General features: G+C 61.6%; 24 protein-coding genes. 8 read left to right on the forward strand and 16 right to left on the reverse strand.

Annotated elements, in window-relative coordinates; genetic code table 11:
- Positions 1-64: 64 nt before the first annotated feature.
- The 4 genes from C9I57_RS15595 to C9I57_RS15610 all read left to right on the forward strand — a co-directional run bounded on the left by C9I57_RS15595 (position 65) and on the right by C9I57_RS15610 (position 3780).
- The gene (locus tag C9I57_RS15595; protein WP_440130211.1) at positions 65-1249 is read left to right on the forward strand and encodes an NnrS family protein; all 1185 of its coding nucleotides are present in this window, start codon (positions 65-67) and stop codon (positions 1247-1249) included.
- 22 nt (positions 1250-1271) lie between these two features.
- Positions 1272-1811, forward strand: coding sequence for a hemerythrin domain-containing protein (locus tag C9I57_RS15600; RefSeq protein WP_107151563.1), 540 nt, complete (start codon positions 1272-1274; stop codon positions 1809-1811).
- A gap of 466 nt (positions 1812-2277) precedes the next feature.
- Positions 2278-3063, forward strand: a complete 786-nt coding sequence (locus C9I57_RS33250; protein ID WP_308836359.1) for a GGDEF domain-containing protein — start codon at positions 2278-2280, stop codon at positions 3061-3063.
- A 126-nt stretch (positions 3064-3189) separates the two neighbouring features.
- Positions 3190-3780, forward strand: coding sequence for a dimethylsulfonioproprionate lyase family protein (locus C9I57_RS15610; protein WP_107151565.1), 591 nt, complete (start codon positions 3190-3192; stop codon positions 3778-3780).
- Between the two features lie 15 nt (positions 3781-3795).
- Here C9I57_RS15610 and C9I57_RS15615 read toward each other — a convergent pair whose 3' ends face one another.
- The 4 genes from C9I57_RS15615 to C9I57_RS15630 form a co-directional block, all read right to left on the reverse strand.
- On the reverse strand, positions 3796-4374 hold the full coding sequence (locus C9I57_RS15615; RefSeq protein ID WP_107151566.1) for a carboxymuconolactone decarboxylase family protein: 579 nt from the start codon (positions 4372-4374) through the stop codon (positions 3796-3798).
- A 15-nt stretch (positions 4375-4389) separates the two neighbouring features.
- Positions 4390-5727, reverse strand: a complete 1338-nt coding sequence (locus C9I57_RS15620; protein WP_107151567.1) for an aspartate aminotransferase family protein — start codon at positions 5725-5727, stop codon at positions 4390-4392.
- 21 nt (positions 5728-5748) lie between these two features.
- Entirely contained in the window at positions 5749-6087 is a 339-nt protein-coding gene (fdxA, locus tag C9I57_RS15625) for a ferredoxin FdxA (RefSeq protein ID WP_107151568.1), read from the reverse strand.
- Between the two features lie 82 nt (positions 6088-6169).
- Positions 6170-7564 (reverse strand): KamA family radical SAM protein, encoded by a 1395-nt coding sequence (locus C9I57_RS15630; protein ID WP_107151569.1) that lies wholly within the window; start codon positions 7562-7564, stop codon positions 6170-6172.
- A 170-nt stretch (positions 7565-7734) separates the two neighbouring features.
- Here C9I57_RS15630 and C9I57_RS15635 point away from each other — a divergent pair, with 170 nt between their 5' ends.
- On the forward strand, positions 7735-8643 hold the full coding sequence (locus tag C9I57_RS15635) for a LysR family transcriptional regulator (RefSeq protein WP_181321854.1): 909 nt from the start codon (positions 7735-7737) through the stop codon (positions 8641-8643).
- Between the two features lie 42 nt (positions 8644-8685).
- Here the strand turns inward: C9I57_RS15635 and C9I57_RS15640 are convergent, their stop codons facing one another.
- Positions 8686-9945, reverse strand: a complete 1260-nt coding sequence (locus tag C9I57_RS15640; protein ID WP_107151570.1) for an aromatic ring-hydroxylating oxygenase subunit alpha — start codon at positions 9943-9945, stop codon at positions 8686-8688.
- 276 nt (positions 9946-10221) lie between these two features.
- On the opposite strand from C9I57_RS15640, the gene C9I57_RS15645 reads away from it, so the two are divergent.
- Positions 10222-11142 carry a LysR substrate-binding domain-containing protein gene (locus tag C9I57_RS15645; protein ID WP_107151571.1) on the forward strand — a complete coding sequence of 307 codons (921 nt, stop codon included), beginning with the start codon at positions 10222-10224 and terminating at the stop codon, positions 11140-11142.
- A gap of 47 nt (positions 11143-11189) precedes the next feature.
- Here C9I57_RS15645 and C9I57_RS15650 read toward each other — a convergent pair whose 3' ends face one another.
- Positions 11190-12419: a M24 family metallopeptidase gene (locus C9I57_RS15650; protein ID WP_107151572.1), complete on the reverse strand. Its 1230-nt coding sequence runs from the start codon at positions 12417-12419 to the stop codon at positions 11190-11192.
- Between the two features lie 128 nt (positions 12420-12547).
- Positions 12548-13702 (reverse strand): hybrid-cluster NAD(P)-dependent oxidoreductase, encoded by a 1155-nt coding sequence (locus C9I57_RS15655; protein WP_107151573.1) that lies wholly within the window; start codon positions 13700-13702, stop codon positions 12548-12550.
- Positions 13703-13835: 133 nt separating this feature from the next.
- Between C9I57_RS15655 and C9I57_RS32450 the strand changes: the two genes are divergently transcribed.
- Positions 13836-14201: a hypothetical protein gene (locus tag C9I57_RS32450; RefSeq protein WP_146166229.1), complete on the forward strand. Its 366-nt coding sequence runs from the start codon at positions 13836-13838 to the stop codon at positions 14199-14201.
- 78 nt (positions 14202-14279) lie between these two features.
- Here C9I57_RS32450 and C9I57_RS15665 read toward each other — a convergent pair whose 3' ends face one another.
- The 4 genes from C9I57_RS15665 to C9I57_RS15685 all read right to left on the reverse strand — a co-directional run bounded on the left by C9I57_RS15665 (position 14280) and on the right by C9I57_RS15685 (position 16173).
- On the reverse strand, positions 14280-14564 hold the full coding sequence (locus C9I57_RS15665) for an XRE family transcriptional regulator (protein WP_107151575.1): 285 nt from the start codon (positions 14562-14564) through the stop codon (positions 14280-14282).
- Positions 14539-14943, reverse strand: a complete 405-nt coding sequence (locus C9I57_RS15670) for a type II toxin-antitoxin system RelE/ParE family toxin (RefSeq protein WP_107151576.1) — start codon at positions 14941-14943, stop codon at positions 14539-14541. The genes C9I57_RS15665 and C9I57_RS15670 overlap by 26 nt, the downstream gene beginning before the upstream one ends.
- A gap of 261 nt (positions 14944-15204) precedes the next feature.
- Positions 15205-15585 carry a VOC family protein gene (locus C9I57_RS15680; protein WP_107151578.1) on the reverse strand — a complete coding sequence of 127 codons (381 nt, stop codon included), beginning with the start codon at positions 15583-15585 and terminating at the stop codon, positions 15205-15207.
- A gap of 132 nt (positions 15586-15717) precedes the next feature.
- Positions 15718-16173, reverse strand: coding sequence for an Lrp/AsnC family transcriptional regulator (locus tag C9I57_RS15685; RefSeq protein WP_107151579.1), 456 nt, complete (start codon positions 16171-16173; stop codon positions 15718-15720).
- A 118-nt stretch (positions 16174-16291) separates the two neighbouring features.
- On the opposite strand from C9I57_RS15685, the gene C9I57_RS15690 reads away from it, so the two are divergent.
- A complete protein-coding gene (locus C9I57_RS15690) occupies positions 16292-16858 on the forward strand; it encodes an RBBP9/YdeN family alpha/beta hydrolase (protein ID WP_107151580.1) in 567 nt (188 codons plus the stop codon).
- Between the two features lie 64 nt (positions 16859-16922).
- On the opposite strand, the gene C9I57_RS15695 is transcribed toward C9I57_RS15690, so the two are convergent.
- Genes C9I57_RS15695 through C9I57_RS15715 form a run of 5 tightly spaced genes read right to left on the reverse strand, consistent with a single transcriptional unit; the run spans position 16923 to position 25094 of the window.
- Positions 16923-17831 carry an ABC transporter ATP-binding protein gene (locus C9I57_RS15695; protein WP_107151729.1) on the reverse strand — a complete coding sequence of 303 codons (909 nt, stop codon included), beginning with the start codon at positions 17829-17831 and terminating at the stop codon, positions 16923-16925.
- A gap of 60 nt (positions 17832-17891) precedes the next feature.
- Entirely contained in the window at positions 17892-18869 is a 978-nt protein-coding gene (locus C9I57_RS15700; RefSeq protein WP_107151581.1) for an ABC transporter permease, read from the reverse strand.
- The gene (gene atzF / locus C9I57_RS15705; protein WP_107151730.1) at positions 18866-20752 is read right to left on the reverse strand and encodes an allophanate hydrolase; all 1887 of its coding nucleotides are present in this window, start codon (positions 20750-20752) and stop codon (positions 18866-18868) included. The genes C9I57_RS15700 and atzF overlap by 4 nt, the downstream gene beginning before the upstream one ends.
- 56 nt (positions 20753-20808) lie before the next feature.
- Positions 20809-24441: a 5-oxoprolinase/urea amidolyase family protein gene (locus tag C9I57_RS15710; RefSeq protein WP_107151582.1), complete on the reverse strand. Its 3633-nt coding sequence runs from the start codon at positions 24439-24441 to the stop codon at positions 20809-20811.
- Positions 24438-25094, reverse strand: coding sequence for an urea amidolyase associated protein UAAP2 (locus tag C9I57_RS15715; RefSeq protein WP_107151583.1), 657 nt, complete (start codon positions 25092-25094; stop codon positions 24438-24440). Before C9I57_RS15715 ends, C9I57_RS15710 begins: the two co-directional genes overlap by 4 nt.
- Positions 25095-25098 lie beyond the last annotated feature (4 nt).

Genomic DNA, 25098 nt, shown 5'->3' on the forward strand with positions numbered 1-25098 from the left:
CGCAGTCAGGCTGGCGCAATCGACCCTTTTCCTTTAAATGATGTATTATTGATGCATGTTAAGCATGCGGCAACTTGGTCAGAGCGGTTCTACGTCCGGACTGCCCGTTCTGAGACTCGGCTTCCGGCCTTTCTATCTTGGCGGCGCGATCTTCGGCGCGCTCGCGTTGCTGGTTTGGCTAGGCGCACTGCACGGCATAGCAACGGCAGGCCGAATACCGTCGGCGAGCGGAATGCTTTGGCATGCACACGAAATGGTTTTCGGGTTTGCCGCCGCCATCGTCGCTGGCTTTCTGCTCACGGCAGTGCGAGCCTGGACGTCAGCCGAGACGCCACATGGTATGCCGCTGGCCCTGTTGTGGCTGCTGTGGCTGGCGGGACGGATCGTGATGTGGCTAGGTTCCGAGCCCCTGGCTGCGATCGTCGATTCGGCGTTTTTGCCGGTGCTGGCGATTGCTCTGCTCCGTGTACTCCTGCGCGCGCGCAACCGCCGCAACCTCTTTGTGCCGGTGGCATTGGGTGCGCTCGCACTGACAAACATCCTATTTCACGAGTGCGTCCTGCGCGGGCGAGTCGATCTGGCATTGCGGATTGACTACGCGGCCGTCGGACTGCTGATTACGCTGGTCACGATCATCGCTGGTCGCGTCGTCCCGATCTTTACGACCAACGCCGTGCCGGGCTATACGTTCAAGCGCTGGCAATGGGTCGAAGCACTAGCGTTGCCTTTGCCGCTTTTGACCTTCGTGCTGGACGCAGCGGGCGCAAGCACAGGGTTTGTTGGCATCGCAGCAGGCGCTACTGCAGTGGTTCACGCCTTCCGGTTGGCGGGATGGCGCTCCTGGCGGGTCGGCCAGCGGCCGATTCTCGCGATTCTCCATCTCGCCTATGCGTTCATTCCGATTGGATTTGCGCTGCTCGCGCTGAGCGCAGTGGGCTGGGTACCCCATTCCATCGCACTCCATGCTCTGACAGTCGGCGCGCTTGGAGGCGCGATTATCGCCATGATTACGCGTACGGTTCTCGGGCATACCGGCCGCATGCTCGTAGCCGGGCGGGCCGAGATCGCTTGTTATTGCCTCGTGATCACCGCCGCCGTCTTGCGCGTTTTCGGTCCGTTGCTCTTGATCAGATGGAGAGCAGGCTGGGTCGACGCGGCGGGCTTGTGTTGGTGCGTCGCATTCGCGCTATATGCGTACCAATACTGGCCCTACCTGACGCGCCCGCGAGCCGACGGCAAGGCAGGCTAAACCGAAAAGACGTGAGCAAGGCATGAATCCCAACGATCTTTTGAGCAAACCGGCACCGTCGTTTGACGAGCCGCTCGAGATGCTGAAAGCGTGTCATGAGCGAATTGCCGCGCAATGCGCGACGCTCGAGAAACTGGCGGCGTATCTGCCTTCGCATGGTGCGGATACGCAGGCACAACAGGCGGCCAGGAACATCATGCGCTACTTCGACGTGGCGGGCCCGCATCATCACGCAGACGAGGAGCAGGACCTTTTTCCGATGCTCAACGAAATCGGCCGGCAGCAGCGCTCGCCCGTGACCGAACTGATCGTGTCGTTACGCGATGATCATCGATCGCTCGAGGCGGGATGGGCGCGATTGCGACGGGTGCTCGTCGACATTGAGGCGGGCGGAGCAGGGGGCCTCGAGCCTGAGTTGGTCGACAGCTTCGTTGCGGCGTACCGCCGTCACATTGCGATCGAGGAGAGTCAGGTCCTGCCGTATGCCGAAGCATGCCTGGATCGCCAGCAAATGGCCAAGCTGAGCTCGGCCATGGTGGCCCGACGCACTGTGGCGACCTAGATCAGCCCGTCCGGAAACGCTCAACCCTTGAGACAGCGGCTGGGTTTGAAGGCGAGGACGTCCGCCGACTGCGCTCAAATTGCCGTTATGCCGGGCCACCATTCCGGAGCATTGGCGTCCCTCCGCGCGCGTTACAATCCCACACGCAAAATCGCAAAATAAATGCTGTGGGGTTGTAGGCATGGGCAGTTGGCGTCCCGCTTGGCGCGGGCCAGAGTTTCTTGGTGCCGTCCAAAGGCACCCCGAGAAGGAGCAGGCAGCCCTTCGCGTGTCGCTCGGTACGATCGTTCTCGTCGCGTATCTGGTTGCTGCATGGATTGCGCGCTCGAGCGCCGTTTATGCCACGACCATGATGGTTGCGCTCTACGTGGCATACGGTCTTGCAACCTATCTCGCGATAAAGGTCGGGCCCGCGCGTTCGCCTCTTCGCCTGATCGTCACGACGGTTTCGGACCAGGCCATCGTCATGGCAATCCTCGTCGTCGGCGGGCAAGCCGCGCTCCCGGTCCTCTGGGCTTCGTTCTGGTTTCTTGTCGGTGCCGGCTGCCGCTACGGCAAGCGCATGCTCGGGCTCTCCTGCGCGGTGGCGCTGGCCGGGCTTGCCGGGCTCACGTTTGCGCAGCCGTGGTGGAGCGCAAACGTCGCGGTCGGCGTGAGTTTGGCGCTGAGTATTGCAGCGACCTCCATCTATCTATCGGTGTTGGTACACCGACTCGAACAACAGGCTGTCACTGATCCGTTGACGGGACTGAGCAACCGCGTCCGGCTGGAGCAGGCCCTGAATCACGCGCTGGCCAATCGCGACGCGGAGGCAGGGGACACTGCCTTGCTGCTGGTCGACCTCGACGGCTTCAAGGAAGTGAACGACAGATACGGTCATGCGGTAGGCGACGCACTGTTGCAGCGCTTCGCCATTGACTTGTCGCGCGGCGTGCGTCGAGGCGACACGCTCGCCCGCCTGGGCGGGGACGAGTTCGTGGTGCTGGCCCGACAGGTCCATGGCAAGCAAGGCGCATTGAAAATTGCCGACGCCATTCATGCGGTGCTGAGGAATCTGCAAGCGGTCGAGGGACATCGAATCGCCGTCTCGGCCAGCATTGGCGTGTGCATGCTCGCGAACGGCGTTCGGGGCGTCGCACCCGATGCCCGAACGCTGATGCGCTTCGCCGATCGTGCGATGTACCGCGCAAAAGCGAATGGCAGGGGACAGACGGCATTCGCCGGTTCAGTGGAAACAGAGCCTACCGCGTAGCCAGCCCCAGGAGACGCGCGCTATCGTACGAACGCCGAGGCCTGGCGCGAGCCGAACCCGGACACGGCTCTCGCTCATTGCGGACCGAACTACGCGAACATATAGGTTCAGAGTGAGGAGATCGAAATGCAATCGCGCCCGAAACAGATACAGGACTTCATCGATGCTGCGCGTATCCTCTTTGCCGCGGACATCCTTTCGAGAGAAGCTCGTGCGTTGGCGGTCGAGGTCTTCGCTCGCCTAGAGCAACACGGGGAATTCCGCTTCGAAAAGCGTGAGCGCTTCCCCGCCTGCGATTCGCTCGATAGAGCGCTCGAGCCGTATCTGGGTGCCAGCGATGCGTTCGGCCAAGTTGCGAGAAGCATCAAAGCGCTGGAGCCGTTCATCGGCTGGTCCAGACGGATGACCGTCGCGAACGCAAGCCCCAACTTTCTGGAAGGGCACGCGAACGGCATGATCTGCGGCCCCGGAGGCATCGAGGATCGGCGGGACCTGCAACTGGGCTTTACGGTGATGAAGCCCGATGTCCGCTATCCCGATCATAGTCACCCACCCGAGGAAGCCTATGTGTTGATGTCCGCAGGTGAATTCCGCAAGGACCGAGGGCCCTGGCTTTCGCCGGGGATCGGCGGCGGCATCCATAATGCTCCCGGCGCTGTTCACGCAGCGCGCTCCGACGACAACGCGTTCCTGGCGTTGTGGTGTCTCAAGATGTGATCATTATCCGTACGGTCACTCCGCGAACGGCAGTGCCGTTTGACCATCGGCGCGCATTTCGAAGGTGTTCAACGTCATCGCCACGAGCGCGTAGTAACCGAGCAGGCCGACCAAGTTGACCGTCACTTCGTGGCCGAAGCGGCCGACCGCTTTTCGATAGGTTGCATTCGATACTCGATGCGTGTCGTAGAGTTCCGTGGCGAAAGCGTAGATCAGCGCGTCGTCGTCATCGTCGAATTCGGGCTGCTTCCCGCTGCGGATCGCCTCCGCCGTGGCGGCGGGCACGCCGGCGTCCAGCGCGATCGGATGGTGGATGTGCCACTCGGCCTGCGAACGCCAGCGTGCGGCGGTGACGAGTATCGCCAGTTCCGAGAGGCGCAGGGGCAGCCCGGTACGATAGCGGCAGAATGCGCCGAGGCGCTGCGCATGCTGCGCGAGTTCCGGGCTGTGAATCCATCCGAGGAACGGGCCGTTAAGATTGCCTCGAGGTCCTGACAGAATCTCCGTCAGGACGGCTTTTTGCTCGGGCGTGGCATGCGCTTCGTCGAAGGCCGGCAAGCGGCTCGCGGGCGGGGCGAATGAGGAGTGGGTCATGGTCGAGTCTTAAATCTAGCGCACGCCTGCGCTGCGCAGTGCATCATCGATCGCATCGGTCAGGCGGCTGACGATGCGGTCGATATCGTCGGCCGTGCAAATGAAAGGCGGCGCCAGCAGCACGTGATCGCCTGACACGCCGTCGACGGTTCCTCCCATCGGATAGACCATCAGCCCGCGCTTCATCGCCTCACGCTTGATCGCCACGTTGACCGCCAACTCATGAGAAAACGGCACCTTGGTCGCACGATCCTCGACGAGTTCGACACCGACGAAGAGCCCCCGGCCTCTTACATCGCCGATATGTTCATGCCTTGAGTAATGCTCGCGCAGCGACGCGCGCAATTGCTCTCCGCGCGCCTTGACGTTATCGAGCAAGCGGTCTTCTTCGATCACGCGCTGCACCTCCAGTGCCGCGGCGCAGGCGATTGCGTGGCCGATATAGGTGTGGCCGTGCTGGAAGAACCCGGAACCTTTGAGAATCGCTTCGTAAATCCTGTCGCTGACTAGCGTCGCACCGATCGGCTGATAGCCTGCTCCGAGACCCTTGGCGATCGTGAGCAGATCGGGCGCTACGCCGTCCTCGGCACACGCATACAGATACCCCGTGCGGCCCATGCCGGACATGATCTCGTCAAGAATCAGAAGAACACCGTACTTGTCGCAGACCGCACGGATCTTGCGCAAGTAGTCGCCCACCGGCGGGACCGCGCCGGCCGTTGCGCCGACCACCGTCTCCGCGACGAACGCCGCCACGGTCTCCGGTCCCAACGCCAGAATCTTACTCTCCAGTTCATCCGCGAGGCGCTGCGTGAATGCATCGTCGGATTCATCGGACCGCTGCTCACGATAGGCGTAGCAGGGACTGACGTGATGCGCCTCGATCAGAATCGGCAGGAACGGCTCGCGCCGCCACGCGTTGCCGCCGATCGCCAGCGCTCCGAGCGTGTTGCCGTGATAGCTCTGACGGCGCGCGATGAAATGGCGTCGCCGCGGCTCACCGGTCTCGACGAAATATTGACGAGCGAGCTTGAGCGCGGCTTCGACCGCCTCCGAGCCGCCCGACACGAAGTACACATGCCCCAGGCCCTTTGGCGCTCTTTCCACGAGCCAATCAGCCAGTGCTTCAGCCGGCTCCGTCGTGAAGAACGAGGTATGTGCATAAGGGAGCTGCTGGGCTTGTCGTTTGATGGCGTCGATGACGCGCTGGTTACTGTGCCCGAGGCACGAGACCGCCGCGCCGCCCGATGCATCGATATAGCGTTTGCCTTCGGAGTCGATGATTTCGATGCCGTCGCCGGCGACGGCAACCGGCAACGTGCGCTTCGGCGCACGATGAAAAACAGTGGTCATGCGGTTTCCTTTGACAGCGGGCTAGTCGGCAACGGGTTCGGCCACGAGGTGCCGCAGCTTGTCGCGCACCCCTTTCCAATCATCGGCGTCGGGCAGCGGTGCCTGTCTGCTGACAATGACAGGCCATTGTTTCGACAAGGAAGCATTCAACTCGACGAACGACCGCTGGTCATCCGCGATATCCTCCGCCGATACAATGGCGTCGGCCGGACACTCCGCAACACAGACGGCGCAATCGATGCACTCGTCCGGATCGATGACGAGAAAGTTGGGGCCCGCGCGAAAACAATCGGTTGGACATACTTCGACGCAATCCGTGTAGCGGCAACGGATGCAACCTTCGGTCACAACATAAGCCATTGAGCCTCCTGGTAAAACGAAAATACCATCGAGGAGTGGGCCGCCGCAAGCAACAGCCCAAACTCACCTAAAAGGGCTTCTGTCATCCGTTGGACGCGATCGCGAGCGCCGGCTCGGACGGCGCGCTGGCAAGATGGCGGACCGAATGCCGTGCCATGGCGATGTTCGCGACGCTTTCCTCTTCGAAGAAAAACTTCTTCGCACCGAACGCAGGCTCGAGATCATGCAGCCAGGTCGCCGTCGGATCGAATTTGGCGTAGAACGGCCTGCGCACCCAGTCGGGGTTGCGTGCTTGCAAGAACTGAAGGGCGAACACCTTCTCGCCACCGATATCGACGATGCCATCGATGACGACCTTGCCGGGGAATGCGCTCATCGAAGGACCGCGGACCGTGCGCGCGAGTCCCGATACGGTCTGATAGGCCGCCTGAAAAATCTCATAGGCCTTCGCGAGCGGCAACTGGAAGTAATGGCTGGGGCCCGTGTCGCGTTCGACGAACATATAGTAGGGGATGGCGCCGAGCCGCACGCCCGTCGTCCACAGTTCCGCCCATCCCTTCGGGTCCTCGTTGATATGGCGGATCAGTGGCGCCTGCATCCGCAGCGTCGCGCCCGACGAAACGATACGTTTGACCGCGCGCTGCGCGATGGCCGGGCGCAATTCAGCCGGGTGATTGTAGTGGCCCATGATCGCGAGGTTCTTGCCTGCCGCGACGACTTTTTCGAACAAGCGTATGAGATCGTCGGAATCCTTGTCCGTCACGAAGCGTTGCGGCCAGTACGATACCGATTTCGTGCCGATGCGGATGTTTTGGATATGGGACAGTTCGGGCGCCAACAGCGGTTCGATATATCCGGAAAGAGACCGCGTGTTCATGATCAGCGGATCGCCGCCGGTAATCAAGACGTCGGTCACTTCGGGGTGCTGCTTCAGATAGGCAACCAGTTCGTTGGATTCGCGCGCATCGAACTTGAGATCGTCCATGCCGACAAATTGCGGCCAACGGAAGCAGAACGTGCAATAGGCGTGACAGGTCTGTCCGGCGCTGGGGAAGAACAACACGGTTTCTTTGTATTTGTGCTGCAGCCCGCTTAGCGGTTGACCATCGAGGAAGGGGACGTTGTGCGTCATCTGGCCGGCAGGATGCGGATTCATCCGCATGCGGATCGCACGCACGGCTTCTTCGATCGCAGCCTCGTCCTTCTTCTCGAGTACCAGGTCCCTCAGATTTGAATACTCGGCCGGAGAAAGCATGTCCTGGTGCGGAAACGTCAGGCGATAGATAGGATCGTTCGGGATGTTGGTCCAATCGATCAACTCGTCCATGACGTACTGATTCGTGCGAAAGGGCAGCACGCGAGATACGACCTGTACCGCTTCGCGCAACTCCGTGGAAAGCAATTGCCATTGCGGGGCCTGGCTGATCGTCTGGCGGGTATAGGGCTTGAACTTTGCGGGAAGTGCGTCGTTGGACATGATGCTCCTTCAATTCGAAAGTCGATGTCGGTCTGAAAATGAGGAGTACGAATGAAATCGATTCGATGTGGCTCGAACGATCTACCGCGATATGGAAGACATTGTTGCGATATGGTTTGACGTGAGCAAACGATATAAACTCGCGACGTTGTGCGTTTGAGGAATGATCCGTGAGACGAAAGATTCCGAGTATCGAAGCCTTGGTCGCATTCGAGGCAGCGGCCCGCCACCTGAGCTTTACCCGCAGCGCCGATGAGCTCGCCCTGACGCAAAGCGCCGTCGGACGGCAGGTTGCGATACTCGAGGAATATCTGGGCGTCGCGCTTTTCAACCGGGTCAAGAAGCGCCTTAGTCTCACCGAGGTCGGCCAACTCTATGCGAAGCGCGTGCGAGAGAACCTCGAGAGAATGGAGCGCGATACGCTGGCGGCGATGGCCCACCCGAATGCGGGCGGTATCCTCGAACTCGCGGTCATTCCCACGTTTGCTACGCGATGGTTGATTCCGCGGCTTCCGCAGTTCTACCGCGCGCATAAAAACATCGTCGTCAACCTGGCGACGCGGGCCGAGCCGTTCCTGTTCACCGACACGCAGTTCGATGCGGCGATTCACTTCGGCGACCCCATCTGGCCGGGGGCAATCGCCAAATTCCTGTTCGGTGAGGAGATGATTGCGGTATGCAGTCCGCGGTTGATGAACGGGCGGACGAACCTCGCGCCTTGCGAGGTCCCGAATTTCACGTTGCTGCATCAGTCGGCGCGCCCCGATGCGTGGCGGCAATGGCTCGCACAGGCAGGCGTGGACGCCGCCGACAGCATGAAAGGTCAGCGGTACGAGCTGTTTTCGATGCTCGTGGAGGCTGCCCGCGCGGGATTGGGCATTGCGCTCGTGCCGCGATTCCTCGTTACGCACGAGTTGAGCATTGGCGAGCTGATTTGTCCTTGCGATCTGCGTTTGCCTAGCGACAAAGGCTACTACCTCGTGTATCCGGAGCACCAGCAGAATTCGCCATGGCTGCAGGCTTTCGAGACATGGCTGCTGTCGGCGGCAAACTCATATATTGAGCGCGGCGGGGAATGAAAGGGGCGCGTGTGAGTCATCCCCGGCCCCTTCTAAACCCGGTTAAACGCCACTCGCCTTAAGGCGTGCGTCATACCAGCGAGCGAACTGCTCGAGTGCGCCTTCCGTGTACTTCGAGTACGGGCCCGGAACGTAGCCCGGGTCCTGCGTCCCGCTATGCGTGTTGCCGACCAGTTCCGCGTCCTGCGTAGTCGTGGCGATCCACACTTCGGTCAGCTTCTTCAGGTCGTAGTCGACGCCTTCCACGGCATCTTCGTTCACGAGCCAAATGGTACGCACGCGCGTTTTGTCCGGTGCCAGTGGAATGGCATACGCGATGACGGCGTGATCGCTCATCACGTGCGTCCACGAGTGATGCCCCCACATGTGCACGTCGCCGAGATCGCGGCGTTGCAAGTTGCCGAGGAGCTTGGTGCTGGCGACCTTGGTGTCCATCGTCTGAGATTCGCCGGCCCCGGCGATCACGAGCCGCTGAGAACGGAAATTCGTTTCGACGCTTTCGTCGAGCGATTCGACCAATTCGCAGATATAGCCGTCCTTCTCCCATTCTTCCTTGCGGGCCGCGTTGTTCGCGAGGTACTGCTCGTAGTCGGCCAGCGACTCCTCGCTTTGGCCATCGGGGCAGAAGCCGAAGTCGTGCGCGAGGAATGACTGCGTCAGCTCGGGGTGCGTGGCGCCGCAGTGGTAGCACTCACGGTTGTTCTCCATGACGAGCTTCCAGTTGCCGTTCTCGACAATATCCATCTCATAGGCAATCTTCGTACGCTGCATCTCGTGCGGCGCGAAGCGCGGCGTCATGGCCGTCTCGAGCTTTGCAATATCTTCCGGCGCCTCGTCGGCGAGGCACACGAAAACATGCGCGCCGACGACCTTGACGTGAACCGGGATCAGGCTCTTGCAATCCTTGTCGAATTCCTTGCCCATATGCGTGGCATGACGCAGGCTGCCGTCAAGGTCGTACGTCCATTGGTGATAGGGGCAAACCAGCATGCCGACGCTGACCTTGCCGGCGTTCTTGACGAGGCGCGAGCCGCGATGCCGGCAGACGTTTCGAAAGGCGCGGACATTTTCGTCGTCATCGCGCACGATCAGCACCGAAGCTTTGCCTATATCGATCGCGTAGACATCGCCGGGTTCCGGCACGTCGGCCGTCACGGCGACGAGGATCCATCGTTTGTGGAAAAAGACGTCCATGTCCGTTTCGAACACGTCTTGCCGCCCGAAGAGATCGCCGGGCATTCCGTGTCCGGGCTCCCGGCTGTCGAGCAGTTCGCGGTGCGTCTTAATGGGAATAAGGGGCATGGGGGGCCTCCAATGGGTATTTCCAAGTGCGTTGCATTGAGTTATGCCGGCAGTATTGGAGCGGCGAAACGTAGCGTCAACGCGCTTTATTTTTCGCATCGCATTACTTTATGTTATGCAGCGGTGGCCGGATTTTCGGTAGGCTTTCCCTGCCTCCTTGGACCGAAGAGAGCGCCGGGGCATTCGGTAGTGGATGCCCCGACTTGATCGACGCGCCCTTAGAAAACACGCGATCGTCCGGCGGACGAGCCATGGAATTGGACAAACAGGGTCAAGATGACAAGGGCAACTAAAGGATATCGACGCATCGTACCGTCCTTGACCGCACTGGTTGAATTCGAGGCGGTGGCGCGCTTGGGCAGCTTTACGCGTGCAGCGACTGAATTGGGCGTGACCCAGGCCGCGGTCAGCAGGCAGGTACGGTTTCTGGAAGAAGCGTTGGGCGTACGCTTATTCCATCGCTTGCACCGCTCGATCGCGTTGACCGCCGAGGGCGAGGCACTCTTTGTGGTCGTGTCCGAATCGATGCAGAAGATCGCGGGCGTATTCGATCGTCTGTCGATCGGTGCGGAGCAGCAAGAACTCGTGCTCGCTGCGACGGCGCCGTTTGCGCAACTGCGATTGCTGCCGAGGCTGCCGAACCTCAAGCGCCTCGATCCGCCCTTGCTGCTGCGGTTGAGCACGCAGATGTTCACCGCGGACATTCGTCATGTCGAGGTCGACGTTGCGGTGCGGTACGGAGACGGCAACTGGGGCGACGGCACATCCACGTTGTTGTTCGACGAAGAAGTGTTTCCCGTTTGCTCTCCGCGTTTTTTTGAGGAGAACGAAATATCGGACTCCCTCGAGGCGCTGGCCGCTCTGCCGCTCATCGAATCGGATTCGACGTACGAGGGCTGGATGGGGTGGGAGGCGTGGTTTCGATCAGCAGGGCATCGTCCGGCCAAGTTGAACTATGTGCTGCGTAGCAGCTTGTACACGGATGCCGTGCAAGCGGCGAGATATGGGCAAGGCGTCGCGCTGGGCTGGAGCCGTCTGGTGCACGACCTCTTGGCAAAAGGCGACCTTGTGCGCTTGACGAGCGCATCGTGCAAACCGCGCGACGCCTACTACGTCATCGTCCCTCACGGCCGGACGATGACGCCGGCCGTCGCGCGATTGATCGACTGGCTGCGGGAGGATGGCGCTATTAGCTAGGCGGCTAAGCGTTATGAAGATTTGAATGCGTGCTTGAGCTGAAACGCCTACAGCCAGTCGGCCTCGAAGCTGCAATCAGTGAGCGAGACGCAACCGTGCTCCGTGAGTACGACTTGCTGTTCGAGCTTGACGCCCTGCGTGCCCCCATCCGCACCGATGTAGCTTTCGACGCACACAGTCATGCCGACTTCGAATCGGCCGTCGTAACCCGCGCTTTTCCAATCGACGCTGTGTGCGATCGAGGGGTACTCGTCGACCATCCCAATGCCGTGGGCAAGGCAGCAGTACCGGTTCTTGATGTATTGATCGGGAATCTTCCAGGCCTTTTCCGAGAACTCGCGGAAGGTCATGCCCGGCCGTAGAAGGTTCATGTTGAAATGAACCTGCGTGTACGCAAGCTCGTATAGCTTGCGCTGCTCGTCCGAGGGGCGCCCATCCCCGACGAGCCAAGTGCGAGAAATGTCGGAGCAGTAGCCGTTCGGCCCGACCATGTCCGTGTCGAAGGCGAGCAAGTCGCCCTTTTGCAGGACACGCGAAGAACACTCGTGCATCCACGGATTCGTGCGGTCGCCGGAGGCGAGCAGCCGGGTTTCGATCCACTCGCCGCCGTGCCGGATGTTCTCGTAATGAAGGTTGGCCCAGAGATCGTTCTCGGTGATGCCGGGGCGCAGTTCGCGCCGCATGCGCGCAATGCCCTTTTCGGCGGTACGCAGGGATTCGCCCATCAAGACGAGTTCGCCGGCCGACTTGATCAGACGGGCCGTCTCCATGAGTGCCTGGCCGTCGAGCAGGGTGATACCGTTCTTTTCCAGGTAGGCGGTGCCGAACGGATCGAGCCGGTCGACTGCCAGCAGGCGCTCGCCCGGGGCATGCTTGCGGAAGACGTCTACGATATCGGCGCCCCAGGTCTGTGCGCGTTGCTCGGCTTCATGGCCTGCGTTGAAGAAGGTCCAACTGACGGGGTGGCGCAGTTCGACATCCTGGCCTAGCCCATCCCACACATGGTCGCTGCTATGAAACTCCCAGGCGATGATGCGGCCGTCCGCGAAAACCATGATGTATCGCGCGGGATTGCGGCCACACCAAACCGACATGTTGGACGAATCGGTCGCAAAGCGAATGTTTACTGGGTCGTACAGCAGGATCGCAGGGCATTGATGTTTGAGCAGTTGCTCCTGCACGCGAGTGAGCCGATACGATCGTACCTCGCGCAAGATCGCCTCCTTGCCGCTCGCTTTAACCGTGTTGTCTGGATCGGAAAGCTGATCGCCCGCCATACTGCGCCTCCTTGAATGATTTTGGTCGTGCGTTTTCGAGGGATAAGCGGGTTCGACGGGTGGTGTGAACCCGCTTGAAAACATGCCATGACTAAATCGCTTGCGTTTTCGTCGACGAATTGGGGGGACTACAGTTCGAGCACCAAGTCCGACGTCGGGCGGCTGCAGCAGAGCAAGCGGAATCCTTTCTGGACGTCTCGATCGCGAATGCCGCCGTTGTGTTTCATGTCGACCTCGCCTTCGAGCACCTTCGTCTTGCACGTGCCGCAGATGCCTTGGCTGCAAGACGAGGGGATCGCGACGCCGGCTTTTTTCGCGGCGGCGAGCACGGTTTCGGACGCGCTCATCGTGAACGTCTTCGACGAGCGCGAGAGTTTCACGGTGAACGTCCCTTGCGATGCATCGCCCTGTGGCGCGGCGGTTTCCGCGGTGCGTGCCGTCTCCACAGTTGCCGCACCCGCCGAGAAATCGAAGCTTTCCTGGTGATAGCGCGCCGGGTTGTGACCGCCTTCGCGCAGCAATGTCTGCGCGGCTTTCATGTAGCCGTCGGGGCCGCAAGTGAACACTTCGCGCTCGGCGTAGTCCGGTACCCATTCGGAAAGCTGCTGCAAACTGAGGCGGCCGATGGGGCCCGGCCAATCGCTTTCGTCTCCAATGCCTTCGCAAAGGAAGAATGTGCGCAGGCGAGGCGACAGCGCCACGAGCCTTTCGAGTTCTTTGCGGAAGATGATATCCGCCGGTGTCCTTGCGCTGTGAACGAAGACTATGTCTCGATCGAGACCAAGATCGATGCTCGCACGCGTCATCGACATCAGCGGCGTGACGCCCGAACCGGCGGACAGGTAAAGCGATTTTTTGGCGGCGGGCGCTACTGTCGGTGTAAAGCTGCCGGACGGGCCGTACGCGCGCAACTGGCTGCCGGGTTTCATGTTGTCGTGAAGCCAGTTGGACACGATGCCGCCCAGCACTCGCTTTACGGTAATCGACAACAGATACGGCCGCGTCGGCGGAGACGAGATCGTGTAGCAACGCTGGACCGTCCGACCTTGTATGTATGCCGACACGGTCATGAACTGACCCGGTTCGAAGCGAACCGGCGTGCCGTCGCCCACGCGGAATTCGAAGCTTTTGACGTCATGGGTCTCGTCGACCACACGAGCACACTTCAGGATCTGTTCCTCACTGCTCGCCCAAACTTTCGTGCCGCTCTCCCAGGTGTCGGCATTCGAGAGCCCATCTTCCGCCTGCTGCGCAGGCACCAACATTCTTTCTACCGAGTTCATCGCATCAACTTTCCATCGGAATACCTTGCGCGCTCATTCGGCTGCCTACCAGCGCGTGAACTGCTCAGCGTGCGTTGTCATCAATCGCGAAAGCTGGGCGCCCTTCAGTACGTGCCACCAGGCTCTTCTTCTGATGTTGCGGTTCGAGGATCAGAGTGCCTTCGCTGTGATCCGAGTATTGGTGGAGGGCGAGGGCAGCGTCAATACGCTTTATTTTCCGGCGGCTATTACATTAGGTTATGCGTCGCATCGGGACGCGTGTTTGGCTAATGCGAATAACCCACAACCGTTTTGGTCAGGCTCTTGCCCTTTGGTTTCCAGTGCGCGCCATCGCGATAACGCGGCACCGACCGCGGCGACGCTGGGCGCCGCGGCCAAGTCCGATTTCGCGCAGGGCGGCATTTCGGATTGCACGGTGGGTAACGTCGCCTGGTCTACGGTAATCACATACAACACGGTGTCGGCGGCGCTGAAGGCAGTGCGCTCACTGCCGCGCTGATCGGACGAGTCGGATGCGACAAAGCCCGCATTAGGCGGGCTTTGTCCGGGTGGTCGAAGAGCTTTCTGTGCGACGTTGTCAGGCTGCGAGTTTAAATTCCATTCGTTTGCCTAGCGCCGTAAGAGCGCTCGCCAGCGTTGTCAATGTAAGGCTTGTGTCTTCCTCGTCCAGCAAGCGATTTAATGCTGCCCGGCTCGTGTGCATCCGTTCCGCCATCGCTGTTTTGGACAGTTTTTGAGCCTTCATTTCCTGCGCGATTTGCCACGCGATGATTCTCTTCATGGCGGTAGCTGTGGCTTCCTCGAGCCGACCTTCTTCGGCGAGGAAGTCGTCGAAGCTACTTCCGACGTGCTTGTTTGCCATGTGGGGACTCCTTCAATTGCTTCGCACTTGCCGCGTCGTGAGCTTGCCGCATTCTTGTACGGGCGAGTTTCAGGTCAGACGCAGGCGTTTGCTGCGACTTCTTAATGAAGCCGTGGAGCAAAATCATCTTGTCGCCCATGACCGTGAAAAGCACCCGGGCAATCCGCTGTCGCAAGTCAACCCGGACCTCCCAGATGTCTGCCTCCATCTTTCGGACCAAAGGCATTCCGATCGGCCAGCCAAGCTCGACGGTTTTGATGTCGTCGCCGATGGACTTTCGGTCTTCGATGTCCAGCCCACGAAGCCACTCGCGAACGGGCTCATTGCCATTTTCTGACCGATAGAAATAGACAAAAAGCACGCGATCGGGAGGGGCCATGCGGAAGCGGAACCTGGGAACGTTGCTATCGTACCAAATTTGGTACGCCTGTCAATGGGGTTTTGGGGCTGCGGCTGTCAGAAAGGGCGACGGATCGGCAACGTCTCTGCGCGCTGTTGGGACTGGGCGAGCTTGCGATCGATGTTCTCTATCCGGACGTCTTCGCCAGCATCGTCGTACCGGTAGCGGTCGTTCCAACACTGAGGCCAGGCGAGCCGAACCCGGACCCGGCTCTCGCGCGCCCCGAAATGGCGCTTTTCCCTAGTGCCCTCCATACGGGCGCGTGATGATCTCGAGGAGGTGGCCGTTCGGATCTTCGAAATACGCGCCACGGCCGCCGTCGCGCGCGCTGATTTCGCCTTCGCGTCGCTGGGCCGGATCGGCCCAGTAGCGAACCTTCCTGGCTTCGATGCGCTCCATGATTTCGCCGAATTCCGTTTCACCGACAAGGAAGGCGTAGTGCTGCGGCGTGAGTCGCTCGTCGGTTCCCATGAAGTCCATCGTTACGTCGTTGCTGAGATGGACCGTGAGAAACGGCCCGAACGGCGTGGGCTTGGGGAGTCCGAGAATGTCGGTGAGGAATGCCGCGGATGCGTCCCTATCGTGGGCATAGACGATCGTGTGATTCAAAGAGATGCTCATGGAGGTAACTCCTTTCCAACGTTCACGCGTGATTGCGCTCTGAGCTCGGCTGCCGGCTCGTCAAGTCGACTGGCAAGCGTCGACTCTCCGACAATTGCAAAACCGCAACCTCGCTACGACTCCATCGGCATGCTACTTGATCTCGCAAATCGCCTTGTGCGGGTAGCTTGCCAGAACGATCGAGGTCTTCACCGGGCCGAACCGGGCCAGTGCGTCGATGACCGCTTCGAGTTGATTCATTCGTTGGACTACGACACGGACAATGAAGCAGTCTTCACCCGTGATCCGGTGCGCCTCGATGATCTCAGGCGTCGCTGAGAACGCCTTCAGGCACTTGGCAATCTGCGCGTGAGTCGTCTGTATGCGGACGATCGCGGAAATGTCGCGGCCTACCAGCTCGGCGTTGACCCTTGCCGCATATCCTTCGATCACGCCATGCTCTTCGAGCCGCTTGATCCGAGCGCTGACGGCCGGTTGCGACAATCCGATCCGTTTGCCGAGCTCGGTGTTGGTCACACGTGCATGAGTTTGCAGTGCCTCGAGAATGCGCCAATCCAGTCGGTCCAAGTCTACCTGCTTAGGTTTCATTCGTAGGAGTCCTCAAATTCCGCATATTCGAAGCCAGATGACGAACAATTCATCTGCTCGGTTATTCTGACAGAGACCGTCAGGTTTTACACTGGACGCTCTTTCATGGAGGAAAAAGATGAGTCGACGCTTCCTGATCGTGCCCGGTTACGGGAATTCGGGACCAACACACTGGCAAAGCCTCTGGGAGGCGACGAAACCGGGGGACTGGTCGCGCATCAAGGTCGAAGACTGGGATCACGCCGTTTGCGACGAATGGGTGGCGGCGATCGATAATGAGGTGAGGGCGCTCGGCCCCGATGTCATCGTCGTTGCTCACAGTCTTGGTTGCCTGGCGGTGGCGCATTGGGCCGCGCGGCACGCGCGCGCCATTCGAGGGGCGTTGCTCGTAGCCGTTCCGGATCCGTCGGCGCCCGCATTTCCGCGCGCTTTCACGGTCGGGTTTTCGGCTGTGCTGTCCTCAAGATTGCCGTTTCCCAGCATTGTCGTCGCCAGTAACGACGATCCGTACGGATCGATCGGTCATGCGCAGTCCTGTGCAAACGTATGGGGCAGCGAGTTCGTCGACGTGGGAGCACATGGGCATATCAACGCCGCCAGCCAACTGGAAGACTGGGCCGAGGGATACCAGCTTCTGCAGCGACTCGATACGAGTGAACTGGCCGAGCGCACTGATTCACGCTAAGCCGGATAGCGACGACGCGCCCGAATCGGGTACTGATCCGGATGCGGGTCCGATGAAGAAGAGCTCAATCCACGTTGTCCGCGACATCGGTCATGCGCGCGATGTGCGGGCAAATGCCCTCGTCTTCATCGATAGCCGAGGGCGGATGAATCAGCGCTTCGAGTCGCGCTTTCGTCGCGACGAACTCGGGCGACGTGATCTGCGAATAGTCGCGCGGCCGCGGCACGGGCACCTCGATGAGCTCCTGCACTTCGCCGGGATTGGCCTTCAGCACGAGAATGCGATCCGCGAGAAAGATGGCCTCGTCGAGGTCGTGCGTGATGAAAAGAATCGTGATGTCGACGTTGCGCCAGATATCGAGCAGATACGACTGCATTCTGGCTCGCGTCTGAGCATCGAGCGCGCCGAAGGGCTCGTCCATCAGCAGAATGCGCGGCCGCATCGCGAGTGCGCGCGCGATCGCGACGCGCTGCTTCATTCCGCCGGAAAGCTGATGCGGATAAACGTTCGCGAACTTCAACAGGCCGACGACGTCGAGCCATTGCAGCGCTTCCCGCTCGGCCTGGCTCGTGCCGAGGCCGTTCATCTTGAGCCCGAACATTACATTCTTCTTGACCGTCAGCCACGGAAACAGCGTATAGCCCTGAAACACCATTCCCCGGTCCGCGCCCGGCCCTTCGACGGGCCTGCCGTCGAGCAGCACTTCGCCGCTCGTCGGCCGTTCGAGGCCGGCAAGGATGCGAATCAGCGTGGACTTGCCGCAACCTGAGGGGCCGATCACGCAGACGAACTCGCGGCGATGTGTCTTGAAGCTGATGTCGTTCAATGCCGTGCATGCTCCCTGTGGCGTCGCGAAGCACTTGCCGACATGCCGGACTTCGAGAATCGTCTCGCGCGCCTTCAAGCGCTCGAAGCGCGCGCGCACGTCGTCGGATTGGAGCAGATAAGGAGGCACCGGTTGTGGATTGAGCATCATGATCCTTGCTGATTGGAGCGGGCACCGCGCGCAAACGGCACGCCGGCGGTGCGGGGTCTAGGCCTTGAGCGTGCGGTCCCACGGAAAAAGCCGGCGCCCAATGAGCGCGAGCACGATGTCGGTGCCGAGCCCGATCACGCCGATCATCATGATCGCCGCATAGACGTTCTCGAAATGCTCGTAGCGCGCCTGCTGCGTGATGTACCAGGTGATGCCCGATGTGGTCCCGACCAACTCGGCCACGATCAGATAGGTCCAGGCCCAGCCGAGCAGGATGCGCTGGTCGCGGTAGAGGTCCGGCAGAATGCCTGGCACGGCGACGTGCGTCAGCAGCCTGACCTTGCTCGTGCCGAGCGTCATCGCCGCCTCGAAGAGCGCATAGTCGAGCTTACGGGTCGTGTTGGCGATGATCAGCACCTGCTGAAAGAACGTGCCTATGACGATGATCGCGATCTTGGGGGCGTCATAGATGCCGAGTATGGCCACCATGAGTGCGCCGAAAGCGGGCGCCGGCAAGTATCGAAAAAACTCGAAGAAGGGCTCCTGCAACCGCGCGAGCGAGCTGAACGTGCCGCAGACGATGCCCAGCGGCACGCCGATCGCCGACGAAATGACGAAGCCCCAGAAGATGACCTGAATGCTGTGCCAAAAGCTTTGATGCAGCCATACCCCGTCGCGCGAGGCGGGCGGCGTCGCGAACGCCGTGTAGAAAGCCGCTAAGACCTCATGAGGAGCCGGCAGGTAGACAGGGTTTGCTGGCACGCCCGCGGGCAACGGCGCGTGTTTCGCGCGCGCGTCGGCGAGCTCCTGCCGGAACGTGTCCTTGTCGACCCGCAAGCCCACCTGAAAGTAGTCGACGCTGCCGGGATTCGTGATGACGATCTGTGGATGCCAGACGAACGGCACATAGCTCACGATGCACCAGACGATGATTGGCAGTGCGAACGATCCGATCCCGAGTATCCAACGATTGCGCGCCGACAGTTCGCGGCGCACCGCGAGCCATTCGGTACGGCGGTTGGCTGATGTGGTCATTGCGCTTTCTCGTCGATGCTTGGCATGGTGCCGCTCGCGAGATACGCGCGCCAGCCGCCGAATGCGGTGATGTCCACGGCACCTTGCAAACCGGCGCTCTCGCAGAGAAAGCCCTGTACCTGCGCCCCGTCAGCGAGCGTCAAGGTCCCGATCGAAAGCGGCGAGGGGACAAGTGTCATGAAGTCTCCATAGGCGGTAAGCGGCAGGTCCCAGACTTCCACGTCGATTGCGGCGCCGTCCTGGCCTTGTGGAAGCCGTACCAACCCTGGTTTGGCCATTCCGCCGTTTGCCGCGGCAGGCAGCGCGTAAAGCCGATAGAGCGGCGCTGTCTTTGTCGTGCGCAGATACCGGGCTTCGCGCTGCGTCAGTTGACCGTTGAGCGGCTGTCCACGCAGATGGGCGCCCACTACGGCAAGTGCAACGCGACGGGAGGCCGATTCATGCTGACAAGTCTCTTGCGCGGCGTGCGTGCCCGCTGCCGCGACGGCTGTTCGTTCGGGCTCGCGCGTGGGCTCGGCGAGCCAGGCTCGCGCGAGATCGAGCAACATGTGATCGGCATGCGCGCGGCCCACGAACGAGAGGCCGAAGGGAAGGCCGGCATGCGCTCCGCCTTCACAGACGCCGGCGGGTACCGCGACCGCCGCGAGGTCGAGCAGGTTGACGAAGTTCGTGTAGTAGCCGAAGCGCGCATTGACGCCGATCGGGTCCGCTTCGAGCTCGTCGATCGTGGCAGTCGTCGGGGAAGTCGGTGTGACGATCGCGTCGATTTTCTGCCAGACGGCGTCCGCGCACATGCGCAGGCTTGCGAGGCGATCGAAGGCCGCGAACGCCTCGGCTGCGCTCCATCGTTGCGCGCCGCCGATGATCGCGCGCGTGACGGCATGCAGCGCGCCCGGTTGCGTGTCAAAAAACGGTTTGATGGCAGCGAGTCTCTCCGCGACGAACGGTCCTTCGTAAAGTAGCCGAGCCGTCTCGAGAAAGGGCGCGAAGTCGATCTCGATCAGCCGGGCGCCGGTTTCTCGCAGCTGATCGAGCGCAGTGTCGAACGCCAGCGCGTACGACTCGTTCCCGAAGAATTCCAGCTGCGACCGTAGTGGCACGCCAAAGCGCATACCGCTCAACGTTGCATCGCGCGTGCGCGACGATGGCCCGCCCGCGCGAGGCATCCATTCTCGCGCGTAGGGATCGCCCGGCACGGCGGCGCGAGCGACATCGAAAACCCGCTGTGCGTCGTCCGCCGAATGCGCGAAGATCGATACGCAATCGAGCGACTTGCAAGCGGGCACGACGCCGAGCGTGCTCAGTATGCCCTTGGTCGGTTTCAAGCCGACGAGGCCGTTGAAGGCCGCCGGCACACGTCCCGACCCGGCCGTATCGGTGCCGAGCGAGAATGCCGCGAGGCCGAGCGCGACGGCAACAGCCGATCCGGAGCTGGACCCGCCGGACGCATAGCGCGGATCGAGCGCGTTGCGGCACGCTCCGTAGGGAGAGCGCTGACCTGAGAGCCCCGTCGCGAACTGGTCGAGATTGGCTTTGCCGATCGGGATCGCTCCGGCCGCGATCAAGCGCTCGACGACCGCCGCGCTCTTCTCCGGCGTGTAGGCATAGGCGGGGCAGGCAGCCGTCGTGGGCACGCCGGCGAGGTCAATGTTGTCCTTGATCGCGAACGGAATCCCGAAGAGCGGCAATGAATCCGGTGTGTGACCTCCGAGGGCATCGACATAGCGCATCATCTCGTCGAGCGTCAGCGCGCGAATCCAGACGTGGTGTCGATCGTTGCCCGCCGTACGCGCCGCGATCGCGTCGACGAGTTGCCTCGGCGTCAACGTGCCCTCGCGATAGCACTTCAAGAGGGCGGCGATCGTCATGGGGCCGGCCGGCATCCCGTTGCTCCCGCCCGTAATGCCGAGATCATCATCGATCGCCACGGTTTTTTCCTTTATTTGCATATAGCCTCCGAGCCTTGCACCGCATCCGTTTCCGCCGTTGCCGCTCTGTCGGCGCGCAAGACCATGAGCCGCTGTCCAGCCACGATTGGTGAGCCCTCAGCGCACTCGATCGTCTCGACGATGCCGTCGTTGCCCGCCATCACTGAAACCTCCATCTTCATCGACTCGAGAATCGCGACGACTTGGCCCTTCGCCACGCGTTCTCCCTCGCTTACGCAGATTTTCCAGACGCTGCCGGACACGTCGGCGCCAAGCGCCGATTGGTCATCGGCAAGCATATCCAGTGGGGAGGCGCAGCCGTGTCCGGCACCGTCGCCCGTGCCGCTCGCGCGATCGCTTTCCGGCTCGCCGACATGTTCGGCGGTGCCGGCTGCGCGCCAGCGTTCGCGCTCCGCTTCGAAGGCGGCCTGCTGCGATGCCTTGAAGGCTGCGATGGACTCGGCCTCCTCGCGCAAGAACCGGTTGTAAGCTCCCAAATCGAAGACGGATTCCTCGATCTTCAAGCTCGCCCGGCCCGCGATGAAGTCCGCGCGCAATTCGGTCAGTTCGGGCTCGCTCACCTCGTAGAAGCGAATCTCGTCGAAGAATCGCAGTAACCACGGTTTGCCGGGCTCGAATTCGCGCGTCGCGCGATAGCGGTTCCACATCTGGACGGTACGCCCGACGAACTGGTACCCACCGGGACCCTCCATGCCATAGACGCACAGATAAGCGCCCCCGATGCCGACGGCGTTCTCGGGCGTCCATGTCCGCGCCGGGTTGTACTTCGTCGTGACGAGCCGATGCCGCGGATCGATGGGCGTGGCGACGGGTGCACCGAGATATACATCGCCGAGCCCCATGACGAGATAGCGCGCATCGAAGACAATGCGCTTGACGCTTTCGATATCGGGCAGGCCGTTGATGCGTCGAATGAATTCGATGTTGCTCGGGCACCAAGGGGCATCGGGCCGCACGGATTGCATGTAGCGCTCGATCGCCGTGCGCGTCGAAGGGTCGTCCCATGAGAGCGGCAGATGCACGACGCGGTTCGGCACGCGCATGTCGTCGACGCGCGGCAAGGCGCGTTCGGCACGCTGCAGATGCTCGATCAACGCTGCGCGCGCCAAGCGCCGCGGATCGAACTGAATCTGCAGCGAGCGGATCCCAGGTGTCAGATCGACGATGCCGGGCAGGCGATGCGCTTCCAGCCAGGTCATGAGTGCGTGTACACGGAAACGCAGATTGAGATCGAGCACGAGCGGACCGTATTCGATCAGCACGTTGCGGTCGCCTGATTGACGGTAGACGACACCCATGCCATCTCCGGCGTCTCGATCTTCGAGCAACACGCACTCGTGCCCTGAACCTACCGCGTGTGCCGGCGCCTCCGGGGCGATCGGCACGAATCGAACCGTATCGCCGGGCCGCAGCTGTCCCAGCTTCCAGAGTTCGCTCGCGACGACCGTGACCGGGCACACGAAGCCCCCGAGGCTCGGACCATCGGGACCCAGGATCACGGGCATGTCTCCCGTGAAGTCCACCGCGCCGATCGCATACGCATTGTCGTGGATGTTCGACGGATGCAGCCCGGCTTCGCCGCCATCCGCACGTGCCCAGCGAGGCTTCGGGCCGATGAGGCGCACGCCGGTTCGGCTCGAGTTGTAATGCACCGTCCAGTGCGTGTCATACAGCATGGCGATATCGTCGCGCGTGAAGAAATCGGGTGCTCCATGCGGCCCGTCGAGCACGCCGAGCGACCAATCGTTCGTCAAGGGCGGCACATGGGCATCGCCAAGCGCGACGCCTTCTTTCGGACCTTCGCCGGCGTCGTCGGCAAGATGCAGCACGTCGCCTCGGCGCAAGGCTCGCCCGGCATGGCCGCCGAACTGACCCAGCGTAAAAGTCGCCTTGCTGCCGAGATAATCGGGTACCTGCAACCCGCCTTTCACGGCCAGGCAGGCTCGCATGCCGGGCCCCGCTATGCCGCCGAGCTCGAGGACAGCGCCCGGAGCCGCCCGCACTACCTGCCAGTAAGGAACGGGTTCGCCGTCGAGCGTCGCTCGCATGCGCGCGCCGCCCAATACGAACAGCGTTGCGCTGTTGAAGCGCAACGTCGCGCCTACCATCGTCAGCTCGAGCCCGGCCGCATCGATGGCATTACCGAGCAGTTCGTTGGCCTTGCTGAACGAAAGATCGTCCATGGGGCCGGAAGGCGGCACACCGACGCTCCAGTACCCGGTTCGGCCCGGCAGTTGCTGAACGGTCGTCTGGACGCCGCCGCTCAGCACGTCGATCGTATGGGGGAAGAATGCGAAGCGCGACAGATACGCCGTCGTCTGCTTGCCGCGGGCGAAGCGCTCGGAGCCCACGATCGCGCGAAGATAGTCGAGGTTCGTTTCGATGCCATAGAGCTCGGTCCGAGCGAGGGCGTCGCGCAACGCATTGAGCGCCGCGGCACGTGTATCGCCCTTCACGATGAGCTTGGCCACGAGCGGATCGTAGTACGCGCTGACCTCGGTGCCCGCGTCGACCCACGTCTCGGTGCGCGCGGTTTCGGGAAAACGCACGTGTGTGAGCGTGCCGGCGCAGGGCTGAAACTGTTTGTTGGGATCCTCGGCGTAGAGCCGGACCTGGATGCTCGCGCCGCGCGGAACGGGCGCGAGCGTCGCGAGCGGCGGTAGCTGACCCTCCGCCTGCCGAATCATCCATTCGACGAGGTCGATGCCCGTCACTTCCTCGGTGACGCAGTGCTCTACCTGCAGCCGGGTGTTGACTTCGAGAAAATAGAAATGCCGCGTGTCGTCGTCGAAGACGAACTCGACCGTGCCAGCCGATTCATATTGGACGGCCGCCGCGAGTCGCACTGCGCTGTCGATCAATGCCCGGCGCTCCGCCTCGGTGATATTCGGAGCGGGCGTCTCCTCGACGACTTTCTGATTGCGCCGCTGAAGTGAGCAGTCGCGCTCGCCGAGCGCGATGACTTTGCCGCTCCCGTCGCCGAATATCTGCACTTCGATATGCCGCGCGTTCTCGACGAACTTTTCGAGGTAGACGCCGCTATGCGCGAAGTTCGTGCCGCCGAGCCTCGATACCGAGGCGAACGCAGACGCGAGGTCATCGGGATTTCGGCAAACGGACATCCCGATGCCCCCGCCACCCGCGGTGCTCTTCAGCATGACCGGATAGCCGATCACGTCCGCCTCGGCGAGCGCGTGTGCCGTATCGGCGAGCAAGCCGGTGCCCGGCAGCAACGGCACGCTTTGCACGCGCGCGATCTCGCGCGCCGTGTGCTTGAGCCCGAACGAACGCAACTGGTCCGGCCGCGGGCCGATGAACCGGATTCCCGCGTCTTCGCAGGCCTGCGCGAAAGCGGCATTCTCGGAAAGAAACCCGTAGCCCGGATGCACGGCATCCGCACCCGTCGAATCCGCCGCGGCGATGATCGCCGCGATGTTCAAATAGCTGTCTGCCGCCGGGGACCGTCCGATATGCACTGCTTCGTCGGCAAGGCTGACATGCATGGCATGCCGGTCGGCATCGGAATAGACGGCCACGGAAGCGATGCCGAGCCGCTTCAGCGTGCGAATGACGCGGCAGGCAATTTCGCCGCGGTTGGCGATCAATACCTTGCGGAATGTCACTGCGCCTCCCAGATGGACAGGCGCACGGGCGTCGGGTTGTAGCCGTTGCAGGGATTGTTGAGTTGCGGGCAGTTCGAAATGAGGACGATCACATCCATCTCCGCGCGCATCTCCACATACTTTCCCGGCGCGGAAATACCGTCTTCGAACGTCAGCTTGCCGAGCGGCGTCACGGGCACGTTCATGAAGAAGTTGATGTTGCTGACGATGTCGCGCTTCGTGAGGCCAGGTCCCGCGCCGCAGACGCAGTGCGTGATGGCCTGCAGGAAATTGTCGCGGCAGTTGTGCATGTGACGCTTCTCGAGCGCGTAGCGGACTGTGTTGCTTTCGGCCGCACATGCGCCGCCGAGCGTATCGTGTCGACCGCACGTATCCGCAATGATCGTCAGCATGGGATTGCCGAGGTTCGACATCAGCCGGCTGCCCGCCGTCAGATACAGCTTGCGCTGAGCGCGAATCGTATCTTGCGCGCTGTATCGCTCGCGCGGATCGGCGCTGCTATAAAAGAGCGTATCGACGGCTTGGTTGCCTTCGAGATCGAGGATGCGGAACACCTGCCCGCGCTTCACTTCGTGCTGCCAGGGCTCACCGGCCGGAAGTGTGAAGTCATACGCGGCATAGCGCGGATCGAGCCGGCTTTCGACGATGGGCATCTTG

The organism is Trinickia symbiotica, from assembly GCF_003028655.1.
Classification (GTDB): domain Bacteria; phylum Pseudomonadota; class Gammaproteobacteria; order Burkholderiales; family Burkholderiaceae; genus Trinickia; species Trinickia symbiotica_A.